Origin of the sequence: Catellatospora sp. TT07R-123, assembly GCF_018327705.1 — a bacterium.
Lineage (GTDB): Bacteria > Actinomycetota > Actinomycetes > Mycobacteriales > Micromonosporaceae > Catellatospora.
In genome coordinates this window covers 2,754,739-2,774,046 of sequence record NZ_BNEM01000002.1, presented here as the reverse complement: position 1 = coordinate 2,774,046, position 19,308 = coordinate 2,754,739, and the positions used below count along the sequence as shown (strand labels likewise).

Annotated in this window: 17 protein-coding genes; 8 read left to right on the top strand and 9 right to left on the bottom strand. The window is 73.7% G+C overall.

Annotation, left to right across the window (positions count from 1 at the left end):
* The gene (locus Cs7R123_RS32055) at nt 1–2,112 is read left to right on the top strand and encodes a glycogen debranching N-terminal domain-containing protein (protein ID WP_212832106.1); all 2,112 of its coding nucleotides are present in this window, start codon (nt 1–3) and stop codon (nt 2,110–2,112) included.
* Here the strand turns inward: Cs7R123_RS32055 and Cs7R123_RS32050 are convergent.
* Complete coding sequence (locus tag Cs7R123_RS32050) at nt 2,092–2,883, bottom strand: SigB/SigF/SigG family RNA polymerase sigma factor (protein ID WP_244872272.1); 792 nt, start codon at nt 2,881–2,883, stop codon at nt 2,092–2,094. The two genes, Cs7R123_RS32055 and Cs7R123_RS32050, sit on opposite strands and share 21 nt — an antisense overlap.
* 122 nt (nt 2,884–3,005) lie before the next feature.
* On the opposite strand from Cs7R123_RS32050, the gene Cs7R123_RS32045 reads away from it, so the two are divergent.
* The gene (locus Cs7R123_RS32045; protein WP_244872271.1) at nt 3,006–3,488 is read left to right on the top strand and encodes an 8-oxo-dGTP diphosphatase; all 483 of its coding nucleotides are present in this window, start codon (nt 3,006–3,008) and stop codon (nt 3,486–3,488) included.
* A gap of 156 nt (nt 3,489–3,644) precedes the next feature.
* Here the strand turns inward: Cs7R123_RS32045 and Cs7R123_RS32040 are convergent, their stop codons facing one another.
* The 4 genes from Cs7R123_RS32040 to Cs7R123_RS32025 form a co-directional block, all read right to left on the bottom strand.
* Entirely contained in the window at nt 3,645–6,530 is a 2,886-nt protein-coding gene (locus tag Cs7R123_RS32040; protein WP_212832104.1) for a BTAD domain-containing putative transcriptional regulator, read from the bottom strand.
* Between the two features lie 77 nt (nt 6,531–6,607).
* Entirely contained in the window at nt 6,608–7,792 is a 1,185-nt protein-coding gene (locus Cs7R123_RS32035) for an ABC transporter permease (RefSeq protein ID WP_212832102.1), read from the bottom strand.
* Nucleotides 7,789–8,505, bottom strand: a complete 717-nt coding sequence (locus Cs7R123_RS32030) for an ABC transporter ATP-binding protein (protein ID WP_212832101.1) — start codon at nt 8,503–8,505, stop codon at nt 7,789–7,791. The genes Cs7R123_RS32035 and Cs7R123_RS32030 overlap by 4 nt, the downstream gene beginning before the upstream one ends.
* Nucleotides 8,502–9,839, bottom strand: coding sequence for an efflux RND transporter periplasmic adaptor subunit (locus Cs7R123_RS32025; protein ID WP_244872270.1), 1,338 nt, complete (start codon nt 9,837–9,839; stop codon nt 8,502–8,504). The genes Cs7R123_RS32030 and Cs7R123_RS32025 overlap by 4 nt, the downstream gene beginning before the upstream one ends.
* Nucleotides 9,840–9,926: 87 nt before the next feature.
* On the opposite strand from Cs7R123_RS32025, the gene Cs7R123_RS32020 reads away from it, so the two are divergent.
* The 3 genes from Cs7R123_RS32020 (at nt 9,927) to Cs7R123_RS32010 (ending at nt 12,047) form a co-directional block, all read left to right on the top strand.
* The gene (locus Cs7R123_RS32020) at nt 9,927–11,045 is read left to right on the top strand and encodes an AI-2E family transporter (RefSeq protein ID WP_212832099.1); all 1,119 of its coding nucleotides are present in this window, start codon (nt 9,927–9,929) and stop codon (nt 11,043–11,045) included.
* 8 nt (nt 11,046–11,053) lie between these two features.
* Nucleotides 11,054–11,599 carry a hypothetical protein gene (locus tag Cs7R123_RS32015; RefSeq protein ID WP_212832097.1) on the top strand — a complete coding sequence of 182 codons (546 nt, stop codon included), beginning with the start codon at nt 11,054–11,056 and terminating at the stop codon, nt 11,597–11,599.
* A 64-nt stretch (nt 11,600–11,663) separates the two neighbouring features.
* Entirely contained in the window at nt 11,664–12,047 is a 384-nt protein-coding gene (locus tag Cs7R123_RS32010; protein WP_212832095.1) for a VOC family protein, read from the top strand.
* Between the two features lie 3 nt (nt 12,048–12,050).
* Here Cs7R123_RS32010 and Cs7R123_RS32005 read toward each other — a convergent pair whose 3' ends face one another.
* The 4 genes from Cs7R123_RS32005 to Cs7R123_RS31990 form a co-directional block, all read right to left on the bottom strand.
* The gene (locus Cs7R123_RS32005) at nt 12,051–14,111 is read right to left on the bottom strand and encodes an Hsp70 family protein (RefSeq protein WP_212832093.1); all 2,061 of its coding nucleotides are present in this window, start codon (nt 14,109–14,111) and stop codon (nt 12,051–12,053) included.
* 229 nt (nt 14,112–14,340) lie between these two features.
* Nucleotides 14,341–15,714, bottom strand: a complete 1,374-nt coding sequence (locus Cs7R123_RS32000) for a DJ-1/PfpI family protein (protein WP_212832092.1) — start codon at nt 15,712–15,714, stop codon at nt 14,341–14,343.
* 61 nt (nt 15,715–15,775) lie between these two features.
* The gene (locus tag Cs7R123_RS31995) at nt 15,776–16,741 is read right to left on the bottom strand and encodes a GlxA family transcriptional regulator (RefSeq protein ID WP_212832090.1); all 966 of its coding nucleotides are present in this window, start codon (nt 16,739–16,741) and stop codon (nt 15,776–15,778) included.
* Between the two features lie 187 nt (nt 16,742–16,928).
* Nucleotides 16,929–17,429 (bottom strand): DUF3592 domain-containing protein, encoded by a 501-nt coding sequence (locus tag Cs7R123_RS31990; RefSeq protein ID WP_212832089.1) that lies wholly within the window; start codon nt 17,427–17,429, stop codon nt 16,929–16,931.
* A gap of 58 nt (nt 17,430–17,487) precedes the next feature.
* On the opposite strand from Cs7R123_RS31990, the gene Cs7R123_RS31985 reads away from it, so the two are divergent.
* The 3 genes from Cs7R123_RS31985 (at nt 17,488) to Cs7R123_RS31975 (ending at nt 19,118) form a co-directional block, all read left to right on the top strand.
* Complete coding sequence (locus Cs7R123_RS31985; RefSeq protein WP_212832087.1) at nt 17,488–17,820, top strand: hypothetical protein; 333 nt, start codon at nt 17,488–17,490, stop codon at nt 17,818–17,820.
* Nucleotides 17,793–18,350, top strand: a complete 558-nt coding sequence (locus Cs7R123_RS31980; RefSeq protein WP_212832085.1) for an HD family hydrolase — start codon at nt 17,793–17,795, stop codon at nt 18,348–18,350. Before Cs7R123_RS31985 ends, Cs7R123_RS31980 begins: the two co-directional genes overlap by 28 nt.
* A gap of 96 nt (nt 18,351–18,446) precedes the next feature.
* Entirely contained in the window at nt 18,447–19,118 is a 672-nt protein-coding gene (locus tag Cs7R123_RS31975) for an SMI1/KNR4 family protein (protein ID WP_212832083.1), read from the top strand.
* Nucleotides 19,119–19,308: the final 190 nt, after the last annotated feature.

Here is a 19,308-nt window from a genome sequence, read left to right as displayed (position 1 = left end):
GTGACGAATCCCGCCCCCCTGAACGCCTCCGAGCCGGTTCCGCACGGCCAGGGCGAGGTCACCATCGTCGAGGGCACGACGTTCAGCATCTGCGCGCCCAACGGGGACATGAACCCGGGCGCGGCGCAGGGGCTGTTCTTCCGCGACACCCGGATCGTGTCGTGCTGGCAGCTGCGCCTGGACGGGCAGCCGCCGCAGCCGCTGCAGGTGGTCGACCGCGACGCGTTCGCGGCCCGGTTCATGCTGCGCCGCCCGCCCGCGCCGGGGCATGCCGACAGCAGCCTGCTGGTGGTGCGCGAGCGCATCGTCGGCCAGGGCATGCGCGAGGTGATCACGCTGCAGAACGTCGGGTACGAACCGACGATGATCACCCTGGACCTGCGCGTGGAGACCGACTTCGCCGACCTGTTCGCGGTGAAGGAGGGCCAGATGGTCCCGTCGGTCACGCACGCCACCGCGACCGGGGTGAACCTGGTGTTCAGCCGCTCGGACAACTCCCGCGGGCTGCTGGTGCACGCCACCGGCGAGCCGACCAGCAGCCATAACGGGTTGAGCTGGCAGGCGGTCATCCCAGGCCGGGGCCGCTGGCAGACCGAGATCGAGGTGCACCCGGTGGTGGAGAGCCGCCGGATCGAGCCGCGCTTTCGCGACCACCTCGCCGCCGAGGACGCCGACGACGGTTCGTGGCGGCGGCAGGTCTCGGCGATCCGGGTGCAGCACGACGGCATGTCGCTGGTGCTGCGCCGCAGCGTACGCGACCTCGACGCGCTGCGGATCTCCATCACCGACGAGGCCAGGCAGACGTTCGTCGCGGCCGGGGCGCCCTGGTTCATGACCCTGTTCGGCCGCGACAGCCTGCTCACCTCGTGGATGGCGCTGCCGCTGGACCCGGGGCTGGCCGTGGGGACGCTGTACACGCTGGCCGGGCTCCAGGGCCGCAAGGTCGATCCGCGTACCGACGAGGAGCCGGGGCGGATCCTGCACGAGCTGCGGCTGGGGCCCGAGAGCGCGTCGGCGCTGGGCGGCTCGCACTACTACGGCACCATCGACGCCGGGCCGCTGTTCGTGGCGCTGCTGGGCGAGGTGTGGCGGTGGGGCGCGGCCGAGTCGGACGTGCGCGCACTGCTGCCAGCCGCCGACGGCGTCCTGAACTGGATGCAGGTCTACGGCGACCGCGACGGCGACGGGTTCGTCGAATACCGCCGCGCCACCGACCGGGGTCTCTTCAACCAGGGCTGGAAGGACAGCTTCGACGGCATCAACGACGCGGCCGGGCGGCTGGTGGAGCCGCCGGTGGCCCTGGCCGAGGTGCAGGGCTACGCCTACGCGGCGTGGCGGGCGCGGGCGGAACTGGCCGAGGCCTTCGGCGACCAGGCGTGCGCGGCCGCCTGCACCGAACGGGCCGACAAGCTGCGCGAACGGTTCGCCGAGGCGTTCTGGCTGCCCGACGAGGGCTACTTCGCGGTGGCGCTGGACGGGCACAAGCGGCCGATGGACGCGCTGACGAGCAACCCGGGCCACTGCCTGTGGACCGGGATCGTCTCCGACGAGCACGCCGCGCAGCTGGTCCAGAAGTTCGCGGGCGCGGACATGGACAGCGGGTTCGGGCTGCGCACGCTGTCGGAGCGGATGGGTGCGTACAACCCGATGAGCTATCACAACGGCTCGGTGTGGCCACACGACACCGCGCTGTGCATCGCCGGGCTGATGCGCTACGCGCACGTGCCGGGCGCGGTGGAGCTGGCGCACCGGCTGGCCGACGGCCTGATCGCGGCGGCGACGGCGTTCGGCGGGCGGCTACCGGAGCTGTACTGCGGGTTCCCGGCCGACGTCTACCGGCCGCCGGTGCCGTACCCGACGTCGTGCTCGCCGCAGGCGTGGGCCAGCGCGGCGCCGCTGCTGATCGTGCGGGCCTTCCTCGGCCTGGACCTGGACGTGCCGCGCCGCAGCATCGTGCTGCGGCCGCGGCTGCCCGAGTCGTGGGGGACGGTCACCGTGGACCGGCTGCCGTTCCTGGGCGCGAAGCTGCGCATCAGCGCCAAGGGCACCGAGGCGGAGATCAAGGGGCTGCCGGAGTCGTCGGCGGCGGAGTCAGGCCTGGTCGCCGAGTGATTCGCGCAGCTGGACGAAGCACCGGTTGAGCAGCCGCGACACGTGCATCTGGGACAGGCCGAGCCGCTGGGCGATCTCGGCCTGGGTCAGGTCGGCGGTGAACCGCAGCGCCAGCAGGTGCCGGTCGCGCTGAGGCAGGGCGGCGACGGCCTGGCGGACGACGTGCTGGTCGGCCAGCGACTCCAGCCGGGCGTCGGCCGCGCCGAGCAGCTCGCCGAGCTCGGCGAGGCTGCCGCCGGTGCTGACCATGCTGTTGAGCGAGCCGACGGCGTACGCGCTGGCGCAGGCCATCCCGGCGCGGATCTCGTCGGGGTCGCGGTGGAGGTGGTCGGCGAGGTCGCCGACCTGCGGGGTGCGCTGGAGCCGCTGGCACAGCTGCGGGATGCTCCGGTTGATCTCCAGGTGCAGTTCCTGGAGGCGGCGGTGCACGCGCAGGGTCCAGCCCCGGTCGCGGAAGTGGCGGCGCAGCTCGCCGAGCATCGTCGGGGCGGCGAAGCGCTCGAACCGTACGCCCTGGGCGACGTCGAAGCGGTCGACCGACTTGATCAGCCCGAGCAGGGCGACCTGGGTGAGGTCGTCGAGTTCCTCGCCGCGGAAGCTGAACCGGCGCGCCAGCCTGCGGGCCAGCGGGATCGCGGCGTTGATGGCCTCGTCGCGGGCCTGCGCCCAGGCGGGATCGTCGCGCGGGAACCGGCGCAGCCGCGCCAGCGCCGCTGACACGACCCGGTCGCGTCGCGCCGACCATCCGTCTGTGGACCCGTCCCCGTTCACTATGCGAATTTTATCCGTGTACGCCCCGCCCGCCGCCCGATCAGCGGAGTTGCCCGGCAACCGGGCGTATCTTGAACCGTCATACGCCCGATTGCCGGGCAACTCGTCCCGGGGAGGGCTGATTGATCACGCCGATCATGGCGACGCTGGCGTACGTGGTGTCGCCCGACGGGGGCAGCGTGCTGCTGCTGCACCGGGACAAGCGGCCCGACGACATCCACTACGGCAAGCACGTCGGGCTGGGCGGGCGGGTCGAGCGCGACGAGGACGTGCTGACCGGCGTACGCCGCGAGGTGCACGAGGAGTCCGGGCTGCACGCCGGGGCGCTGTCGCTGCGCGGCACCGTGTCCTGGCCCGGGTTCGGCAAGCGGGGCGAGGACTGGTTCGGGTTCGTGTTCCGGGTCGACTCCTTCACCGGGCAGGCGCACGAGGGCAACCACGAGGGCACCCTGACCTGGGTGCCGGTCGAGCAGCTCTACGACGTGCCGATGTGGGCCAGCGACCGCGAGTGGCTGCCGATGGTCTTCGACGACGACCCGCGCCCGTTCCACGGGGTGATGCCGTACCGCGACGGCGAGATGGTCAGCTGGTCCTACGTCCGCTGACCGCGGCCGCCGCACCGGGCCGCGGCAGCCGCCCGCTGTTCAACCGTCGTAAATATATGACCCGCTGTATCGGAGCCTGGCAGGATCGACGGCACCGCACGGGAGCGGTGTGAGTTTCGGTGATGATCCGGCAATCCCACACTGGCGGTGACGCGCCTACGGAGGGTGCGGGAGGGTCGGGTCATCACCGAACAGGAAGTACTCGATCGCGGCGTCCTGCGGTTCGACCAGCCGGAACTTGTCCCGGGCCCGGTCGAGCGCGGCGTCCGCGCCCGGATCGCCGAGGGCGCGTAGCGCCTTGACGCGCAACCGCTCGGCCGCGGCCGGGATGTAGCGGTTGCTCAGCTGCCCGTACCGCCGCTCGATCAGCGCGGCCTCGGCCAGTGCCAGGTCGGGCCGCCCGAGCCGGACGCAGGTCTCGGCGCGCATCAGCAGCTGCAACGCCAGCGTGGTGCGGTCGCTGACCGCACGGGCCAGCCGCACCGCGCGCGCGTGCTGGCGCAGGGCCGACGGCCACCGGCCCGCCATCGCCTCGAACCGCGCCAGCGACGCCGCGTCGCCGATCCGTCCGATCAGGTCGATCCCGCCCGCGCGGATCTCCACCGCCAGGTGGAGCGTCGAGACCGCCGCGTCGATGCGGCCCATCTCGGCGTACGTGTCGGCGAGGTTGTTCAGGACGTTGGCCTCCAGCGACCGGTGGCCCAGCCGCCGCAGCACGGTCAGGCAGGCCTGGAAGTATTCCGTGGCGCCGGGGAGGTCGCCCTCCAGCCGGGCCGTGAAACCGAGGCTGTTGAGGACCACCGCCTGCCCGTCGGGCTCGCCGAGCCGCTGCCACAGCTGCGCGGCCTGCTCCAGGTGGCGCCGCGCGTCGGCGGTCCGGCGGTAGCGGGTCAGCTGCTGGCCGACGATGCCGTGGGCCACCGCCTGCGACTGGAGGTCGTCGGGTGCGCACGTCTCCAGCGCGACGGTCGCGATCTGGCCGACCATGCGCCACTGCCGGCTCTGCATCAGATGGTGCGAGGTGCCGCGCAGCAGCCGCGCCGGATAGCCGCGCGACGGCCCGGTCAGCTCGCCCGCCTGCGCCGCGATCGCCAGGGCGCACGGCCAGTCCAGCTCCAGCCACCGGTGGGCGTCGTCGACGGTGTCGATGCGCACCAGGCCGGTGCCCTCCGGCCCGTCGAACGCCGGGTCGGCCGGGCGCTCCACCGTGTGCAGCCGGTACACGGCGCGCCGGGCGGTGCCCAGGTAGTAGACGAGGGCGCGGTGCACGGCGGCGGCGCGCGGCTCGGCACCGTCCTCGGCGGTGCTGCGCTCGGCGGCGTACAGGCGCAGCAGGTCGTGCAGGCGGTAGCGGCCGCCGTCGGCCTCGACCAGCCGCGCTTCGACGAGCCGGTCGAGGGCCGCGGCGGCGGTCGCCTTGGACTCGCCGAGCAGCGCGGCCAGCGACGGGACCGTCAGGTGGGGCACGCGGGCCAGCCCGCTCATACGGAAGGCGCGGGCGGCGACGGGTTCGAGGGCGCGGTAGCTGGCGTGGAAGCAGGAGCGCACGGCCATGTCGTCGGTGTGCAGCTCGTCCAGGCGCATGCGTTCGTCGACGAGGCGTTCGACCAGGTCGTCGGCGGTCCAGTCGGGGCGGGCGGCCAGGCGGGCCGCGGCGATGCGCAGCGCCAGCGGCAGCTTTCCGCACAGCGCCACCAGGTCCTTCGTCGCGGCCGGGCCGCGGCCGGGGCCGGCCAGGCGGTCGACCAGCTCGGCGGCGTCGTCCTCGGACAGCACGTCCAGCGGGAGCAGCTCGGCGCCGTCGAGGGACGTCAGCGCGCGGCGGCTGGTCACGACGACCAGGCTGCTGGCCGTGCCGGGCAGCAGCGGGCGCACCTGCGCGGCGTCGACGGCGTTGTCCAGCAGGATCAGCATCCGCCGCTGCGCCAGCTGCGACCGGTAGAGCGTGGTGGCCTCGGCGGGGGTGGCGGGGACGGCCGCCTCGGCGACGCCGAGCGCGCGCAGGAACCGGCTGGTCACCTCGTCGCCGGTGAGCGGGGTGAGGCGCGGGTTGGAGCCCTGGAGGTCGAGGTAGAGCTGGCCGTCGGGGTAGCGGTCGGCCAGGCGGTGCGCGGCGCGTACGGCCAGCGCGGACTTGCCGACCCCGCCCGCGCCGTGGATGTTGTGGACGGCCGCACCCGACCGGACCAGCCGGTCGAGTTCGCGGTCGCGGCCGACCAGCACCGGGATGTCGGCGGGGAGCTGGCGCGGCACGTCGGCGGGCGGGGCGGCCGCTGCCGTCCGCGCCGCCAGCGCCGGGTCGCGGCGCAGGATCGCCGCCTGCGTCTCGCGCAGCTCCGGGCCGGGCGACAGGCCGAGCTCGTCCTGGAGCGCGGCGTGGGCCTGCCGGTACACCTCCAGCGCCGCCGCCGGGTCGCCGGAGCCGTACAGCACCCGCATGAGCTGGCCGTAGCCGCGCTCGCGGGTGGGGTGGGCGGCCAGGTGCCCGCGCAGCGGGGCCACCAGCGCGGTGCCGTCCCCGGCCAGCAGCCGCGCCTCGAACAGGTCCTCGCTGGCGGCGGTGCGCAGCTCGCCCAGTGCGGTGGCGCGGGCGGCCAGCGCCGCGCTCACCGGCACGTCGGCCAGGGCCGGGCCGCGCCAGCGCGCCAGCGCCCGTTCCAGCAGCGGGACGGCGTCGGCGGGACGGCCGGCGGTCAGCGCCGCGCGGCCGCGGTCGGCGTCGGCCTCCCACGCCGCCAGGTCGGACTCGCCGTCCTCGACCCGCAGCCGGTAGCCGCCGGCCGTGGTCTCCAGCCGGTCGGGGTCGACCCCGGCGGCGGCCAGCAGGCGGCGCAGCGTCGAGGCGTACGAGCGGAGGTTCGCCACGGCCGAGCGGGGCGGGTCGTCGGCCCACAGCTCGTCGGTGAGCCGGTCGAGGCTGACCTGCCGGTTCGCGTCGAGCAGCAGCACCGCGAGCAGGCAGCGCACCTTCGGGACGGCGACCGCGACGGCGGCGCCGGGCCCGAGCGCCACCGGCCCGAGCAGGTGAAACACCGCCCCCATCGCCGCACCCCTTCACCCCGTGACAAAACGGGATACATGATACGTGCAGCGTGCGGGCGGCCTTCCTCATGATCCCGTCAGTCGGTACGCAGTGCCACCACGGGATCGAGCTTGCCGGCCCGCTGCGCGGGCACCACCCCGAACGCGATGCCGACCCCGGCCGAGACGCCGAACGCCAGCGCCGCCGACCACCAGGTCACCGTCGCGGGCACCGGGCTCAGCGCCCCGACGGCCAGCGACACCCCGACGCCGATGACGATGCCCAGCACGCCGCCGACCGAGGTGAGCAGCACCGCTTCGAGCAGGAACTGCAACCCGATGTCGCGCGGGCGGGCGCCGACGGCCTTGCGCAGCCCGATCTCGCGGGTGCGCTCGCGGACCGACACCAGCATGATGTTGGAGACGCCGACGCCGCCGACCAGCAGCGAGATGCCCGCGATCGCGGCCAGCACGGCGGTGAGCACACCCAGGATCTCGCCGAGGGCGCCCAGGATCTGCCCCTGGGTGACGGCGCTGAACTCGTCGTCGGGGTGGCGGCGGTGCAGCTCGGCGACGATGTCGCGGCCGAGGGCGTCGATGCCGTCGCTGTCGGGGGCCTTCACCGCGAACGCGTCGATGCGGTTGGTGCCGATGAGCCGCTGCGCGGTGGTCAGCGGGATGTGCACCTCGTTGTCGCGGTCGACACCCAGGCTCTGGCCCAGCGGCGCGAACACCCCGATCACCCGGAACCGCACCCCGGCGATGGTGAGCTGCTGGCCGACGGGGTCGCGGGCGCCGTACAGCCGCTTGGCGACCTTGTCGCCCAGCACCGCGACCCGGCGCCCGGTGTCGACGTCGGTGCGGCTGAGGTACGTGCCGGAGCGCAGGTCGCGCAGGAACACGTGCGGCGTCGACTCCAGCACCCCCAGGACGCTGGTGAACATGGCGTTGTTGCCCGCGCGCACGTTCTCGCCGGAGGTCAGCGACACGGTGACCCGGTCCCGGTCCCCGACGATCTTCACCACGGCGTCGAGGTCGGTGCGGTCCAGCTTGGACACCGTCGGGGCGGCGTTGAGGTTGACCTGCCCCGGGACCACGATCAGCAGGTTCGAGCCCAGCCCCTCGACCTGGGCCTGCACCGCGTCGCGGGTGCCGGTGCCCAGCGCCACCAGGATCACCACCGCGCCGACGCCGATCACCATGCCCAGCATCGTGAGCAGGCTGCGCAGCCGGTTGGCGCGCAGCGCGTCGACGGCGACCCGCCACGCCTCGGCGAACCTCACGCGGCCACCTCCCCGGCCGGGGCGGCGCTGTCGGACAGCATCAGCCCGTCGCGCATCACGATCTGCCGCCGGGCCCGCGCGGCCACCTCCCGGTCGTGGGTGACCAGCACCACCGCCACCCCCTCGTCGGTGTTGAGCCGTTCCAGCAGCTCCAGCACCGCGGCGCCGGTGGCCGAGTCCAGGTTGCCGGTCGGCTCGTCGGCCAGCAGCACCACCGGCTCGGTGACCAGCGCGCGGGCGATGGCCACCCGCTGCTGCTCGCCGCCGGACATCTGGTTGGGCCGGTGCAGCATCCGGTGGCCGAGCCCGACCCGCTCCAGCATCAGCGCGGCGCGGCCGCGCCGCTCTTTGGCGCCCAGGCCCCGGTAGACCAGCGGCAGCGCCACGTTGTCCAGGGCGCTGGTGCGCCCCAGCAGGTGGAACGACTGGAAGACGAAGCCGATGGTGGCGTTGCGCAGGTGCGCCATCTCGCCCGGGTCCAGCCCGGCCACGTCGCGGCCGCCGATGCGCAGCGTGCCGCGGGTCGGCTGGTCCAGGCCGCCGAGCAGGTGCATCAGCGTCGACTTGCCCGAACCGGACGGGCCGACGATCGCAGCGTACTCGCCGTGCTCGATGGTCAGGGAGACGCCGCGCAGCGCGGCCACGTCGACCCCGTCCAGGGCGTACGTGCGCTCGACGCCGACCGCCTCGATGGCCGGGGCGGGGCCGGTCACGGCAGCCGGTCCCCGGCGGTGACGCGGTCGGCGCCGCGTACCACCACCTGCTCGCCCTCGGTCAGCCCGGCGGTGATCTGCAGCGTGTCCATCCCGGACACCCCGACCGTGACGGTACGGCGCTGCGCGGTGCCGTCGGCGGCGCGCACCCATACCGTGTCGTGGCCGTCGCTGGTGAACACGGCCGAGGCCGGCACCGTGACCGCGTCGGCGGCCTCGCGGACCTGGAGCCGGACCACGGCGCTCATGCCGGGCCGGGGCTCGGGCGCGCCCGAGGGCAGCGCGGCCAGCGACAGGTGCACCCGGTAGGCGACCGCGCCGCGGCTGTTGGGCGTGGGCAGCACGTCGATCGCGGTCACCGTCGCCGGGTACGCGGTGCCGGGCGCGGCGTCGAGCTCGGCCTCGGCCGCGATGCCGGTCCGCACCAGCAGGATGTCGGTCTCGTCGACCTCGGCGACCAGGCCGAGCTCGCTGGTGTCGACCACGGTGACGATCGCGGTCCCGGCGGACACGGGCGCGCCGACGGCGGGCACCCCGGCGACCCCGGCGGGGACCGACGTGCCGCCGCCGCTCGCGCCGCCGGCACCGCCCATGCCGCCGAGCAGGCTGGACAGGTCGGGGGCGGCGGCGGGGGTGGAGGTGCCGCCGAGCTGCACCACGCCGGGGATCGGGGCGCGCAGCGTCAGCGCGTCCACGGTGGCCTTGGCCAGGTCGTACGCCTGCTGCGCCTGCAACCGCTGCGCGGCGCCCAGCGCCTTCATCGCCGAGCCGAGCGACGCGACGCCGCGCTGCACCGCCCCGGCCGCGTCGGCGACGGCCGCCGACGCCTGCCGGTAGCTGCGCTCCCCGGCGGTGATCTGCGCCAGCAGCGCCTGCCGGGCCTGCTCGTCGGCGATCTGCCCGGCCGCCGTACGGGCCTGCGTGAACGCCTCGGCGGCGGCGGAGTCCAGGTGCCGCTGCGCCCCGCGCAGGTCGACCGACGGGCTGCCGCCGCCGGAGCGCTTCGCCGCGTCCAGGGCCTGTTTCGCCTGGGTGAGCCGGGATTGGGCGGCCGGCGAGGCGACCACGGCGAGCACCTGGCCCTTGGTCACCTGCTGGCCCGGGGTTACCGCGAGCCGGGCCAGGGTACCGTCGGCGGGTGCGGTCAGGGTGGCCGCGGCCCGCGCGGTCACCGCGGCGGGGGCGTCGACGACCTCGGTGACGGTGGCGCGGCTCGCCGCGGCCAGGGTCACGTCGGGGGCGTCGTCACAGGAGGCGGCGGACAGGCCGATCGTCAGCAGCACCGTGCCTAGCAGCAGGGTGGGCCGGACGGTTCGGTGCAGGAGGGGTCGCACCTCGGCGATGGTAGCCAGCGTCGGCCGCCGATCGCCATACTCAGGTGGCTCAGCTCACCGTCCGATGTGAGCTCAGGGAGGTCGATCGTGGACAAGCACATGTCGCCGCGCAGGTCGGTGTTCGGGACCGGGTTCGTGGGCGGGCTCGGGCTGGTGTGCGCGGTGGTGCTGGCGCTGGCCGTCCGCGAGGCGCTGTCGGTGCTGCTGCTGATCCTGGTGTCGCTGTTCCTGGCGATCGGCCTGCACCCGGCGGTGGCGTGGCTGCGGCGGCGCGGCCTCAACCGGGGCCTGGCCGTGACCGTGGTGGCGCTGGCGGTGGTGCTGCTGGGGTGCAGCGGCATCGTGGCGCTGGTGCCGCCGCTGCTGAGCCAGTCCGGCCACCTGGTGGACGCGATACCCACCTATCTGGACAAGATCGGCAAGGACCCGCAGCTGGCCGAGTTCCTGGCCCGCTACGACCTGGTCGAGCGGCTGAAGTCGGCGGCGACGCCGGAGGCGCTCGGGCAGGCGGTGTCGGGCGTGTTCGGCGGGGTGCTGCTGTTCTTCGGGCTGATCTTCAACCTCGTCACCGCGGCGGTGCTGACCATCTACTTCCTGGCCGCCTGGGACCGGCTCCGCGAGGGCTTCTACCGGCTGTTCCCGGCATACCGGCGCGAGCAGGCGCGGGCCGTGGGCGACGAGATCTTCGAGAAGTTCGGGGCGTACCTGCTGGGCTCGCTGGCGGTGGCACTGCTGGCCGGGGTGTCGGCGTTCGTGTTCTTCCTGATCGCCGGGGTGCCGTACGCGTTCGCGCTGGCCTCGGTGGTGGCCGTGTGCGACCTGATCCCGCAGATCGGGGCGATGCTGGGTGCGATCGTCGGCGTCATCGCCGGGTTCGCCGTCTCCGTCGAGGTCGGCGTCGCCTGCATCATCTTCTTCATCGTGTACCAGCAGATCGAGAACTGGATCATCGCCCCGCGCATCATGAAGCGCTCGGTCGACATCTCCGATCTCGCGGTCATCCTGTCCGCGCTGGTCGGCGCGGTGCTGCTCGGTGCGGTCGGCGCGCTGATCGCCATCCCGGTGACCGCCGCGCTCCAGCTCATCCTGCGCCGCATCATCATGCCCCGCCTCGACCGGGCCGGGATCATCGACATCCCGCCGCAGTCCGAAGCGCCGCAAGAGGAAGCAAGCCGACACACCGAAGAACAACTCGATACGGTATGACTTCAGCCATGACGAACGCCTTCGGCGCCCCCGCGCCGTCCACTCCCGACACCGACGCGGCCGCGAAGGTCAGCGACTCGGCCCGGGGCTGGCACGGCATCCAGCTCGGCGTGCTCGGCTTCATCGGCTTCTGCGGCGTGCTGCGGATGGGCGACGAGAGCGCGGGCCCCGAGTGGCTGTCGTGGATGGCCGCGATGGCGACGGTCGGCGCCTTCGTCACCGCCCTCTGGTCGATCCTGAAGGTCGGCAAGGTCGCCTGGCCGGTCGGCGACACCCCGGCGCACCCGCGGTGGTCGAGCGCCCAGCTGCGCACCGGCATCCGCGCCACCATCGCCTCGGTGGCGATGATGGCGGTGGCCGGGCTGACCGCGTGGTGGCCCGCCACGCCCGCGCCCTCGGTGGAGCTCCAGTTCGGCAACGGCGCCACCGCGTGCGGCGTGGTCACCGACGGCGCCCCGCCGCGCATGCTGTGGCTGAGCACCGACAGCGGCGTCACCCTGCCGGTCCCGGTCGACCAGATCGTCACCATGCGGCCGGTCTCCAGCTGCGCCTGAAACGTGTGAGGCCGTGCGGGCAAGTCGGTGGTGCCCGAGCTGAAGATCGGGATAGCTTGCCCGCATGGTTTCGGTATTGCAGAACGTGGCGATCGACTGCGCCAACGCCTACGAGCTCGCCCGCTTCTGGAGCGGCGTGACGGGCCGTCCGCTGGACCCGGACAACCGGCCGGGAGACCACGAGACCCAGGTGCTGCTGGCGGAGGGCCCGATCCTCTACTTCAACCAGGTGCCCGAGCCCAAGCAGACCAAGAATCGGCTCCACCTGTGCCTGCGCCCGCAGACCTCGCGCGACCAGGAGGTGGAGCGGCTGCTCGGCCTCGGCGCCACCCTCGTCGCCGACCGCCGCAACCCCGACGGCACCGGCTGGGCGGTCCTGGCCGACCCCGAGGGCAACGAGTTCTGCGTCCTGCGCAGCGACTCCGACCGGGCGGCGACGGGTTCCTGAGGCTCAGACCTGCCAGACGTCCACGCAGCTGGTGTCGGCGGCGCTCCACTGGGCCAGCAGGTGGTGGCCGTCGGCGCTGAACGCGGTCCGGGCCGAGCGCACCGAGCCGAGGTCGCTGCGGAACACCTCCTCCGCGCTGCCGGTCTCGTGCAGCCACACCGCCAGCCCTGCCGCGCTGCGCGCCGTGCCCGCCCGCAGCCGCCCGTCGGGGCTGTCGCACTCGGCGGCGAACCCGTCGGCGGTGCAGTGGTCGGTGTACCCGCCGTAGCGCCGGTTCAGGTCCTCGCCGACCATCTCCTCGACGACGGTGCCGGTGTTCAGGTCCCACATCGTCGCCACGTCCCGGACGTACCGCCCGACGTGCACCTTCCGGTCGGCTTCGGCGATCAGCCGCCACTGGCCCTCGTGCACCAGCACCTTCACCGGCCGGTTGTTGGCCGGGGCCTGGAACCGGTTGGTGAGCTGCCCGGAGAACACGTCCCAGACCGAGAACTGCCCCTGCGGGTCCCACGAGACCAGGGCGAGCCGGTCGCCGGGTCCGACGAAGACCTTGCCGCGGGTGTCGGCGGTGACGCCCATCGGGCGGACCTCGCTGACGACCGCGCCGGACGAGATCGCCCGCATCCGCACGTACGCCCCCGAGCGCTCGCACTCGACCAGCAGCTCGTGGTCGGGGGTGAGCATCCAGTCCCCGGCCACCCGCATCTGGTGCCGCTTGGCGGCCCGGTCCCCGGCGATCACCCGGACGGTGCGGCTCATCGCCGCGATCGCGTCCGAGGTCAGCATCGCGCCGGGCGCGACCCGGTGCTCGACGAGGATGCCCTCGCGCGGGGCGGTCAGGTCGAAGACGCGGTCGTCGGCGGTGCGCACCTGGGCGATCGTGGTGCCGGGACCGTACTGCTGGCCCTGGCCGACGAGCCAGCGCACGAGCCGGGCCCGGCCCTCGGGCAGCTCCCAGATCAGCGGTTCCATCCGCCACGTCGGCGCGTTCGCGGCGATGCGTCGGGCCCCGACCCGGCCCGCCCAGCGGGCCGCGCCCCGGATCACGGCCAGCTCGGGATCGGTCGGCTGCCACAGCGGGCGCTGCAGGTCCGCGCGCAGCGCCGCGCGGGCGGCGGGCAGCCGGGAGGCGCCGCCGACCAGCAGCACGCCGGTGACGTCGTTCAGGCTGAGCCCGGCGCGGGCGACTACCGCGCGGCAGCTGGCGGTGAGCCACCGCAGCGCCGGTTCGGCCAGCCGGTCCAGCCCGGCGCGGGTCATCCGGTATGCCGGGGCGTGCGGGGAGATCCGGTCGGTGACGTCGTCGGTCTCCGCCAGCCGGTGCTTGACCGAGCGGACGAAGTCGGCCGCGGCGTAGCGGGCCAGCAGCCCGGTGTCGCCCCCGGCGTGCAGCGCGGGGGCCAGCCACTCGTGCAGCGCCGCCCGCAGGTCGTTGACCAGCAGCAGGTCGAAGTCCTGCCCGCCGCCGGAGGTCTCCTGGCCGAGCACCACCGGGTGCTCGCCGTCGACCCTGGTCAGGGCCACCGACCAGGAGGCGCCGAGGTCGCACACCAGCAGCAGCGACCGGTCGGGGAAGTCCCCGTGCGTGTACGGGTCCACCACCGCCGCCACCGCGTCGCCGACCAGCTCCGCGTCGGGGAACCCGGCGTCCGCGGCCAGTGCGAGCAGCTGCTGCCGCCTCGGGTCCTGCGGCCCGTACGCCGAGGGCACGGTCAGGGCCAGCCGCTCGATCGGGCCGCCGTGGCGCTGCTCGGCCTCGCCCCGCAGCACGCGCAGGTACGCGCCCAGCACTTCGGCGGCGGTCAGGGTGCGGTCGCCGAGGTGGACCGGTTCGCCGGTGTCCAGGGCCTGCCGCGGTCCGGCGGCGAACCAGCGCGGCAGCAGCTCGCGCCGCTGCACGGCGGCGGTGCCGATCACGAGGCTGTCGCCGTCGAGGCACACCGCCGAGGGCCAGCGGGTCGCGCCGGACAGCGGGCAGGGCACGGGGTGGATCTGCGTGCCGGACACGACGGCGGCGGTCGTCTGATACGCGCCGAAGTCGACCACCAGGATGGGCTGTGTCATTTGCGGACTCCCTGCTCGTGCCGCACCGAGGGTTGACACCGTCGTCAGCCGCGCGCTGATGGACGCCGATGCTAACCATCGGCTGTTGCGAGCCCGTTAACCATTCGCGTATCGGGGTTAAGAGTTCGGCCGCCCCGTCCCGCCCGCCCCCTTCTTGATCGTCCGAGTTGCCGGGCAATCGGGCGTATCTTGGCCGGTCATTGCCCCGATTGCCCGGCAACTTAGCTGATCAAGGGGTGGGGCGGGGGCGGCGGCGCAGGCGGGAGAAGAGGAGGGGGAGGAGGGCGGCGGCGGTGGACAGGGCGAGGGTCAGGGCCAGCAGGAGGGTCGGGCGCCAGGGCCAGGCGGGGCCGTCGAGCGCCAGGTGGCCGGTGGGGTATTCGACGAAGCGGGCCGCGGCCAGGGCGGTGGCGCGGTCGGTGTGCGCGGCGAGGTCCCGCAGCACCGGGTCGAAGCTGAACTCGTCGGGGCGCTGCGCGGCGTGCGGCAGCTCGATCCGCAGGTCGCGGGCCTGCGCCCAGCGCGCGAGCGCCGGGTCCACGGCGGCGGGGTCGCGTACGCCGGGGACCAGGAACCGGTCCGCGTCCGCGTCCGTGTCGGCCGCCGCGCCGACGACCAGGGTCACGCCGTGCGCGGTGGCGACGGTGCGGCCGGTGCCCAGGGCGACCAGGGCGGCGGCGTTGGCGGTGCCGCCGTACAGCTCGAACGGTGCTGCCGCGTCGAGCTCGCCGACCCCGTCGACCAGCCCCACCGCGAGCGTCGGCCGCCCGAGGGGGAAGGCGGCGTTCAGCGCGTACGGCAGGTCGCCCGGTCGCAGGCGCAGCGCCTCGATGGCGGTGCCGGACGTCGGCGACCAGCCGGGGAAGTGCAGCTGCCCGCCGATCCGGGCCGCCTCAGCCGGTCCGGCGAGCAGCTGCATGACGTGCAGCGCGCCGACCACCCCGGAGGTGACCCCGGCGGTGGTGGTGAACAGCCCGTCGTCGACGTACCGGCGGCCGGCCTGCCAGCGCACGGCGGGACGGCTGTCACGCAACCGGTCCAGGTTGGACCAGTGCGTGGTGGCCGTACGCCCGTCGAGCAGCCCTGCCGCGGCCAGCACCTCGACCCCGGAGCACACGCCGAGGATGCGCGCGCCGCGCGCGGCCTGCCGGGCCAGCCAGTCCCGCAGCGGCGCGGCCGAGGCGGCTGCCGGGTCGACGAACGCGGGCACGACCACGGCATCGGGTGCCAGCTCGGGCCGTCGGTCCAGCTCGGACACGGTGTAGTCGGGCAGCAGGTGCAGGCCGCCGGACAGCGGCACGGGCACCCGCGCCGTGGACACGGTGAAGACGGCGAACCCGGCCGACCGGGCGAATACCTCGTACGGGGCGAGCACGTCGCTGACCACCGACCCGTCGGGCCCGGCCAGGACCGCGATCCGGTGCGGTCCCGGCGGCACCGGCCGGGGTGCGGGCCAGCCCGCGGCGGGCGGGTCGGGTGGCAGGGCGGCGAAGCTGGCGGTCATGGCCGCGGTGACTCCGGTGACGGCGACCGCGGTCACCGTCGCGGCGGCCAGGACCAGGCCCGTCAGGGCCAGAGCGGCTCGGCGCAGGGCACGGTGCATCGTCTCTCCTCGCTGGGGGGTGCGGCAGGATTCGGGGGTACGGCGGGAAGGGCGGGACGGCTCAGGCGCGGGCGGCCGACGGCGTGCGGCCGAACCGGGCGCTGAACAGGCGGCGGAAGTGCCGCGGGTCGCGGAACCCGCAGCGGGCCGCGATCGCCTCGACGGTCAGCCCGGTCTGCGCGAGCAGGCTGCTGGCCAGCTCCAGCCGTAGTCCCTGCTGGTATTCCAGCGGCGTCAGCCCGACCGCCGTGGTGAAGGCCCGGGTCAGGCCGCGTTTGGACAGGCAGGCCAGGGCGGCCAGGTCGTCGAGGGTGTGCGGGGCGTCCAGGTGCTGCGCCAGGTGCTCCTGGACCCGGTGGACGGCCGGGTGCAGGTGGCCGCGGTGGGCCAGGAACGGGCTGAGCTGCTGCTGGTCGCCGTCGCGGCGCAGGTAGACGACCAGTTCCCGGGCCACGGCGGCGGTCAGGGCCGGGCCGTGGTCGCGTTCGACCAGCGACAGGGCCAGGTCGATGCCCGCGCTGATCCCGGCGCTGGTGCTCACCGGTCCGTCGTGGACGTACAGCACGCCGTCGCGGACCCGGGCCGCCGGGTAGCGCCGCCGCAGGTGCTCGGTCAGACCCCAGTGGGTGGTGCAGCGGCGCCCGTCCAGCAGCCCCGCCTCGCCGAGCGCGGCGGCGCCGGTGCACACCGCCGCGATCCGCGCCCCGGCCCGGTGCGCCCCGCCCAGCCACGAGGTGACGGCCGGCGCCACCAGCGGGGCCCCGCCCGCCCCGGCCGTCGGCGACAGGCGCGGGCCCGGCACCAGGACCAGATCGCCCGGGTACACCTGCGGCAGGCTGGTCAATCCGGCCAGCAGCAGGCCCTGTGCCGAGCGCTGCTGGGGCGCGTCGGCGGCGTACTCGACGCGGTAGTCCGCGCCGAGGTGCGCGGCCGCGTCGAAGACCTGCACCGGGCCGCTCAGGTCCAGCAGGTTCACCTCGGGCAGCACCAGCACCACGACCCGGCCGGTACGCGGTTCGTCACTCACCGCCCCAGGCTAGCCAGCCGCCCCATACCCCCAGAAGGGCTCCACAGGCCCCCCACCGGACGGATCAGGCACCGCCCACCGCCCTTCGCCCGCCGCCAAGATCGCGGCAAGTTGCCGGGCAATCGGCCGTATCTTGGGCGCCGATTACCCCGATTGCCGGGCAACTTGCCGCGATCTTGGGGGGCGGTCAGCTGTTGACGTTCACCGAGGACAGGATGTCGTTGATGGTGTCGGACAGCATTTTGGACACGTCGGGGAACAGGACCGACACCACGACGATGACCAGCGCGAGGAACAGCAGCACCGCCAGGCAGCCGCCGCAGCCGCTGTTGGCGCTGGACTTGCGGCCCATCAGCGGGACGTAACCGTCGGTCTGGTCGTAGCGGACGTTGACCTCGTCGCCCTGCCGGAAATGGCCGTCGAGGCGGACCGTGCGCTGCTCGTTCCAGTGTGTCCGGTATGCCGCCTCGGCGTGGTGATTCGTGATGGTGTGCATGCCGCCGTTGGCGTTGTGATGCGTATGCGTGGTGGTCCAGGTCCGGGTGATGGTGCCCGTGGCCGACCAGCCGCTGCCCTTGATGCGGCGGCGCCGGAAGAACTCGTAGACCAGGTAGAAGAACATGCCCGCGCAGATGAGCGCGATGAACAGCCCGATTATCGCGCCCATGCCATCGGCATTGAAATCCATCACGCGAGTGTAGGTAGGCGGGCATCGGGACGGGCAGTCGGGAAACTGGATCGGGGAGGTGACCGAACGGCAGCGCGACGACCGGTTCATGGTCGACAGCGCGCTGACCTGGCGCGGCAACCGGCTGATGCGCCACCTCGTCGGGCGAGTCGATCCGGCCAAGCCGTACGTCGACCTGTCGATACATTCGCTGTGGGCGCTGCTGGCCGTTCGCCCCGGGCTGCCTCATGATGATCCTGAATCCGCTCGACAGCTCTACCGTCGGGCTGAAAGCCTGGTCGAGGCTGCATCTGTCTCGCGTCAGTCACGACGAGAACTCGAATCGATCATCTACTGCTTGCGTGTCGAGGGATGGGAGAAGCGATGGGCGAGGACCTCGCCGGAACGGTGAGTTACCTGTTCGAGCTGGGGATGCTCAAGCGGGCTCGGCGTACCGGATGGTGGATCGCCGGAGTCAGGGATCCGGAGAGCATCGCCGAGCACAGCTTCCGTACTGCGATCCTCGGCTCGATACTCGCCGCGATGGAGGGGGCCGACCCTGCCCGCACCAGCCTGCTCTGCACGTACCACGACACGCAGGAGACGCGGATCGGAGACATTCCGCGCATCGGGCGGCGTTACCTGACTGCGGCTTCCAACGAGTCGGTCACGGCGGACCAGGTGGCGAAGGCTCCGGACGCTGTGGCCGAGATGATCAGGTCCGTCGTGGCGGAATACGAGCAGGGAGAGACGCTGGAAGCAGTCGTGGCCCGCGACGCCGACAAGCTGGAATGCCTGATCCAGGCGGTCGAGTACCGACACCAGGGGTACGCGGACGTGCAGCGGTGGGTCGACAGCTCCCGGAGCAGCTTGAAGACCGGGGCCGCCATCCGGATCGCCGACACCGTGGAGTCCGTCGGCATCCTCGACTGGCTGCGCTGACCCATAGGCGTGCAGCCGGTCGTGGGGCGAGGGGCCGGCCGCTGCCGCCGCCGCTACCGGCACGTGCGCTCGGCCGCCTGCCGCTAAGGTGCGGCGGTGGAGTACTGGAATCGGGCCGCGTTCGACGCCCTAGGCGGTGGCGTGACGACCGGCGACCCGGCGCGGCTGGCGGCGCTGCGCGAGCGGCTGGACGTGGAGCTTCCCGCCGCGGTGCGCGAGTGGCTGACCTCCGACGGCCCGGATCTGCTGTACGACCCGCGTGGTAACCGGCTGGCGACGGCGTCGACGGTCACGCGGCTCGACGACACCCCGCCCGGCAGTGACTACGTGTGGCTGGAGACCGACTGCCAGGACTGCTGCGACTGGTTCGTCCGCGTCGACGAGGGCGACGATCCGCCGGTGTACCTGCTCGACCCCGAGGACGGGACGGGCGAGTCGCGGCTGGAGTATGCGGCCAGGTTCAGCGACTACGCCCTGGTCCGGGTGTGGGAGAAGCGGATGTTCGACGCCGAGGTCGACTTCCTGCTGCACCGCCGGATCCCGCCGGGCGCGGTGGAGGTGCTGCGGGAGCGGCTGACCGAGCTGCCGGTGACGTACGGCTGGGCCGGGAACCAGGGCTGTGAGCAGGTGCTGCGCTTCGACGGCCCGGCCATGGTCGGCTTGGCCCTGATCGGCGACACCGCCGTCTGGAGCGTGGTCATCAGCGACGACCCGGCCCTGCGCGCCGAACTCTCCACCCTCCTCTACGGCAACCCCACCCTCACCTGACCCGCGAAGATCGGCCTCTCCGGTCACTCGCCTCCCCGCCACTGGTCCCGCGGCGTCCCATTCCCGCCCGATCCGGCGAGTTCCCTGCCGGAGATCGCCGTCCTCGGTCAATTTGTGGCCTCAAGCGCAATCTTCTGACCGATAACGACGATCACCACGGCTTCACCGTCGAACCTCGCCGGGGAGGCGA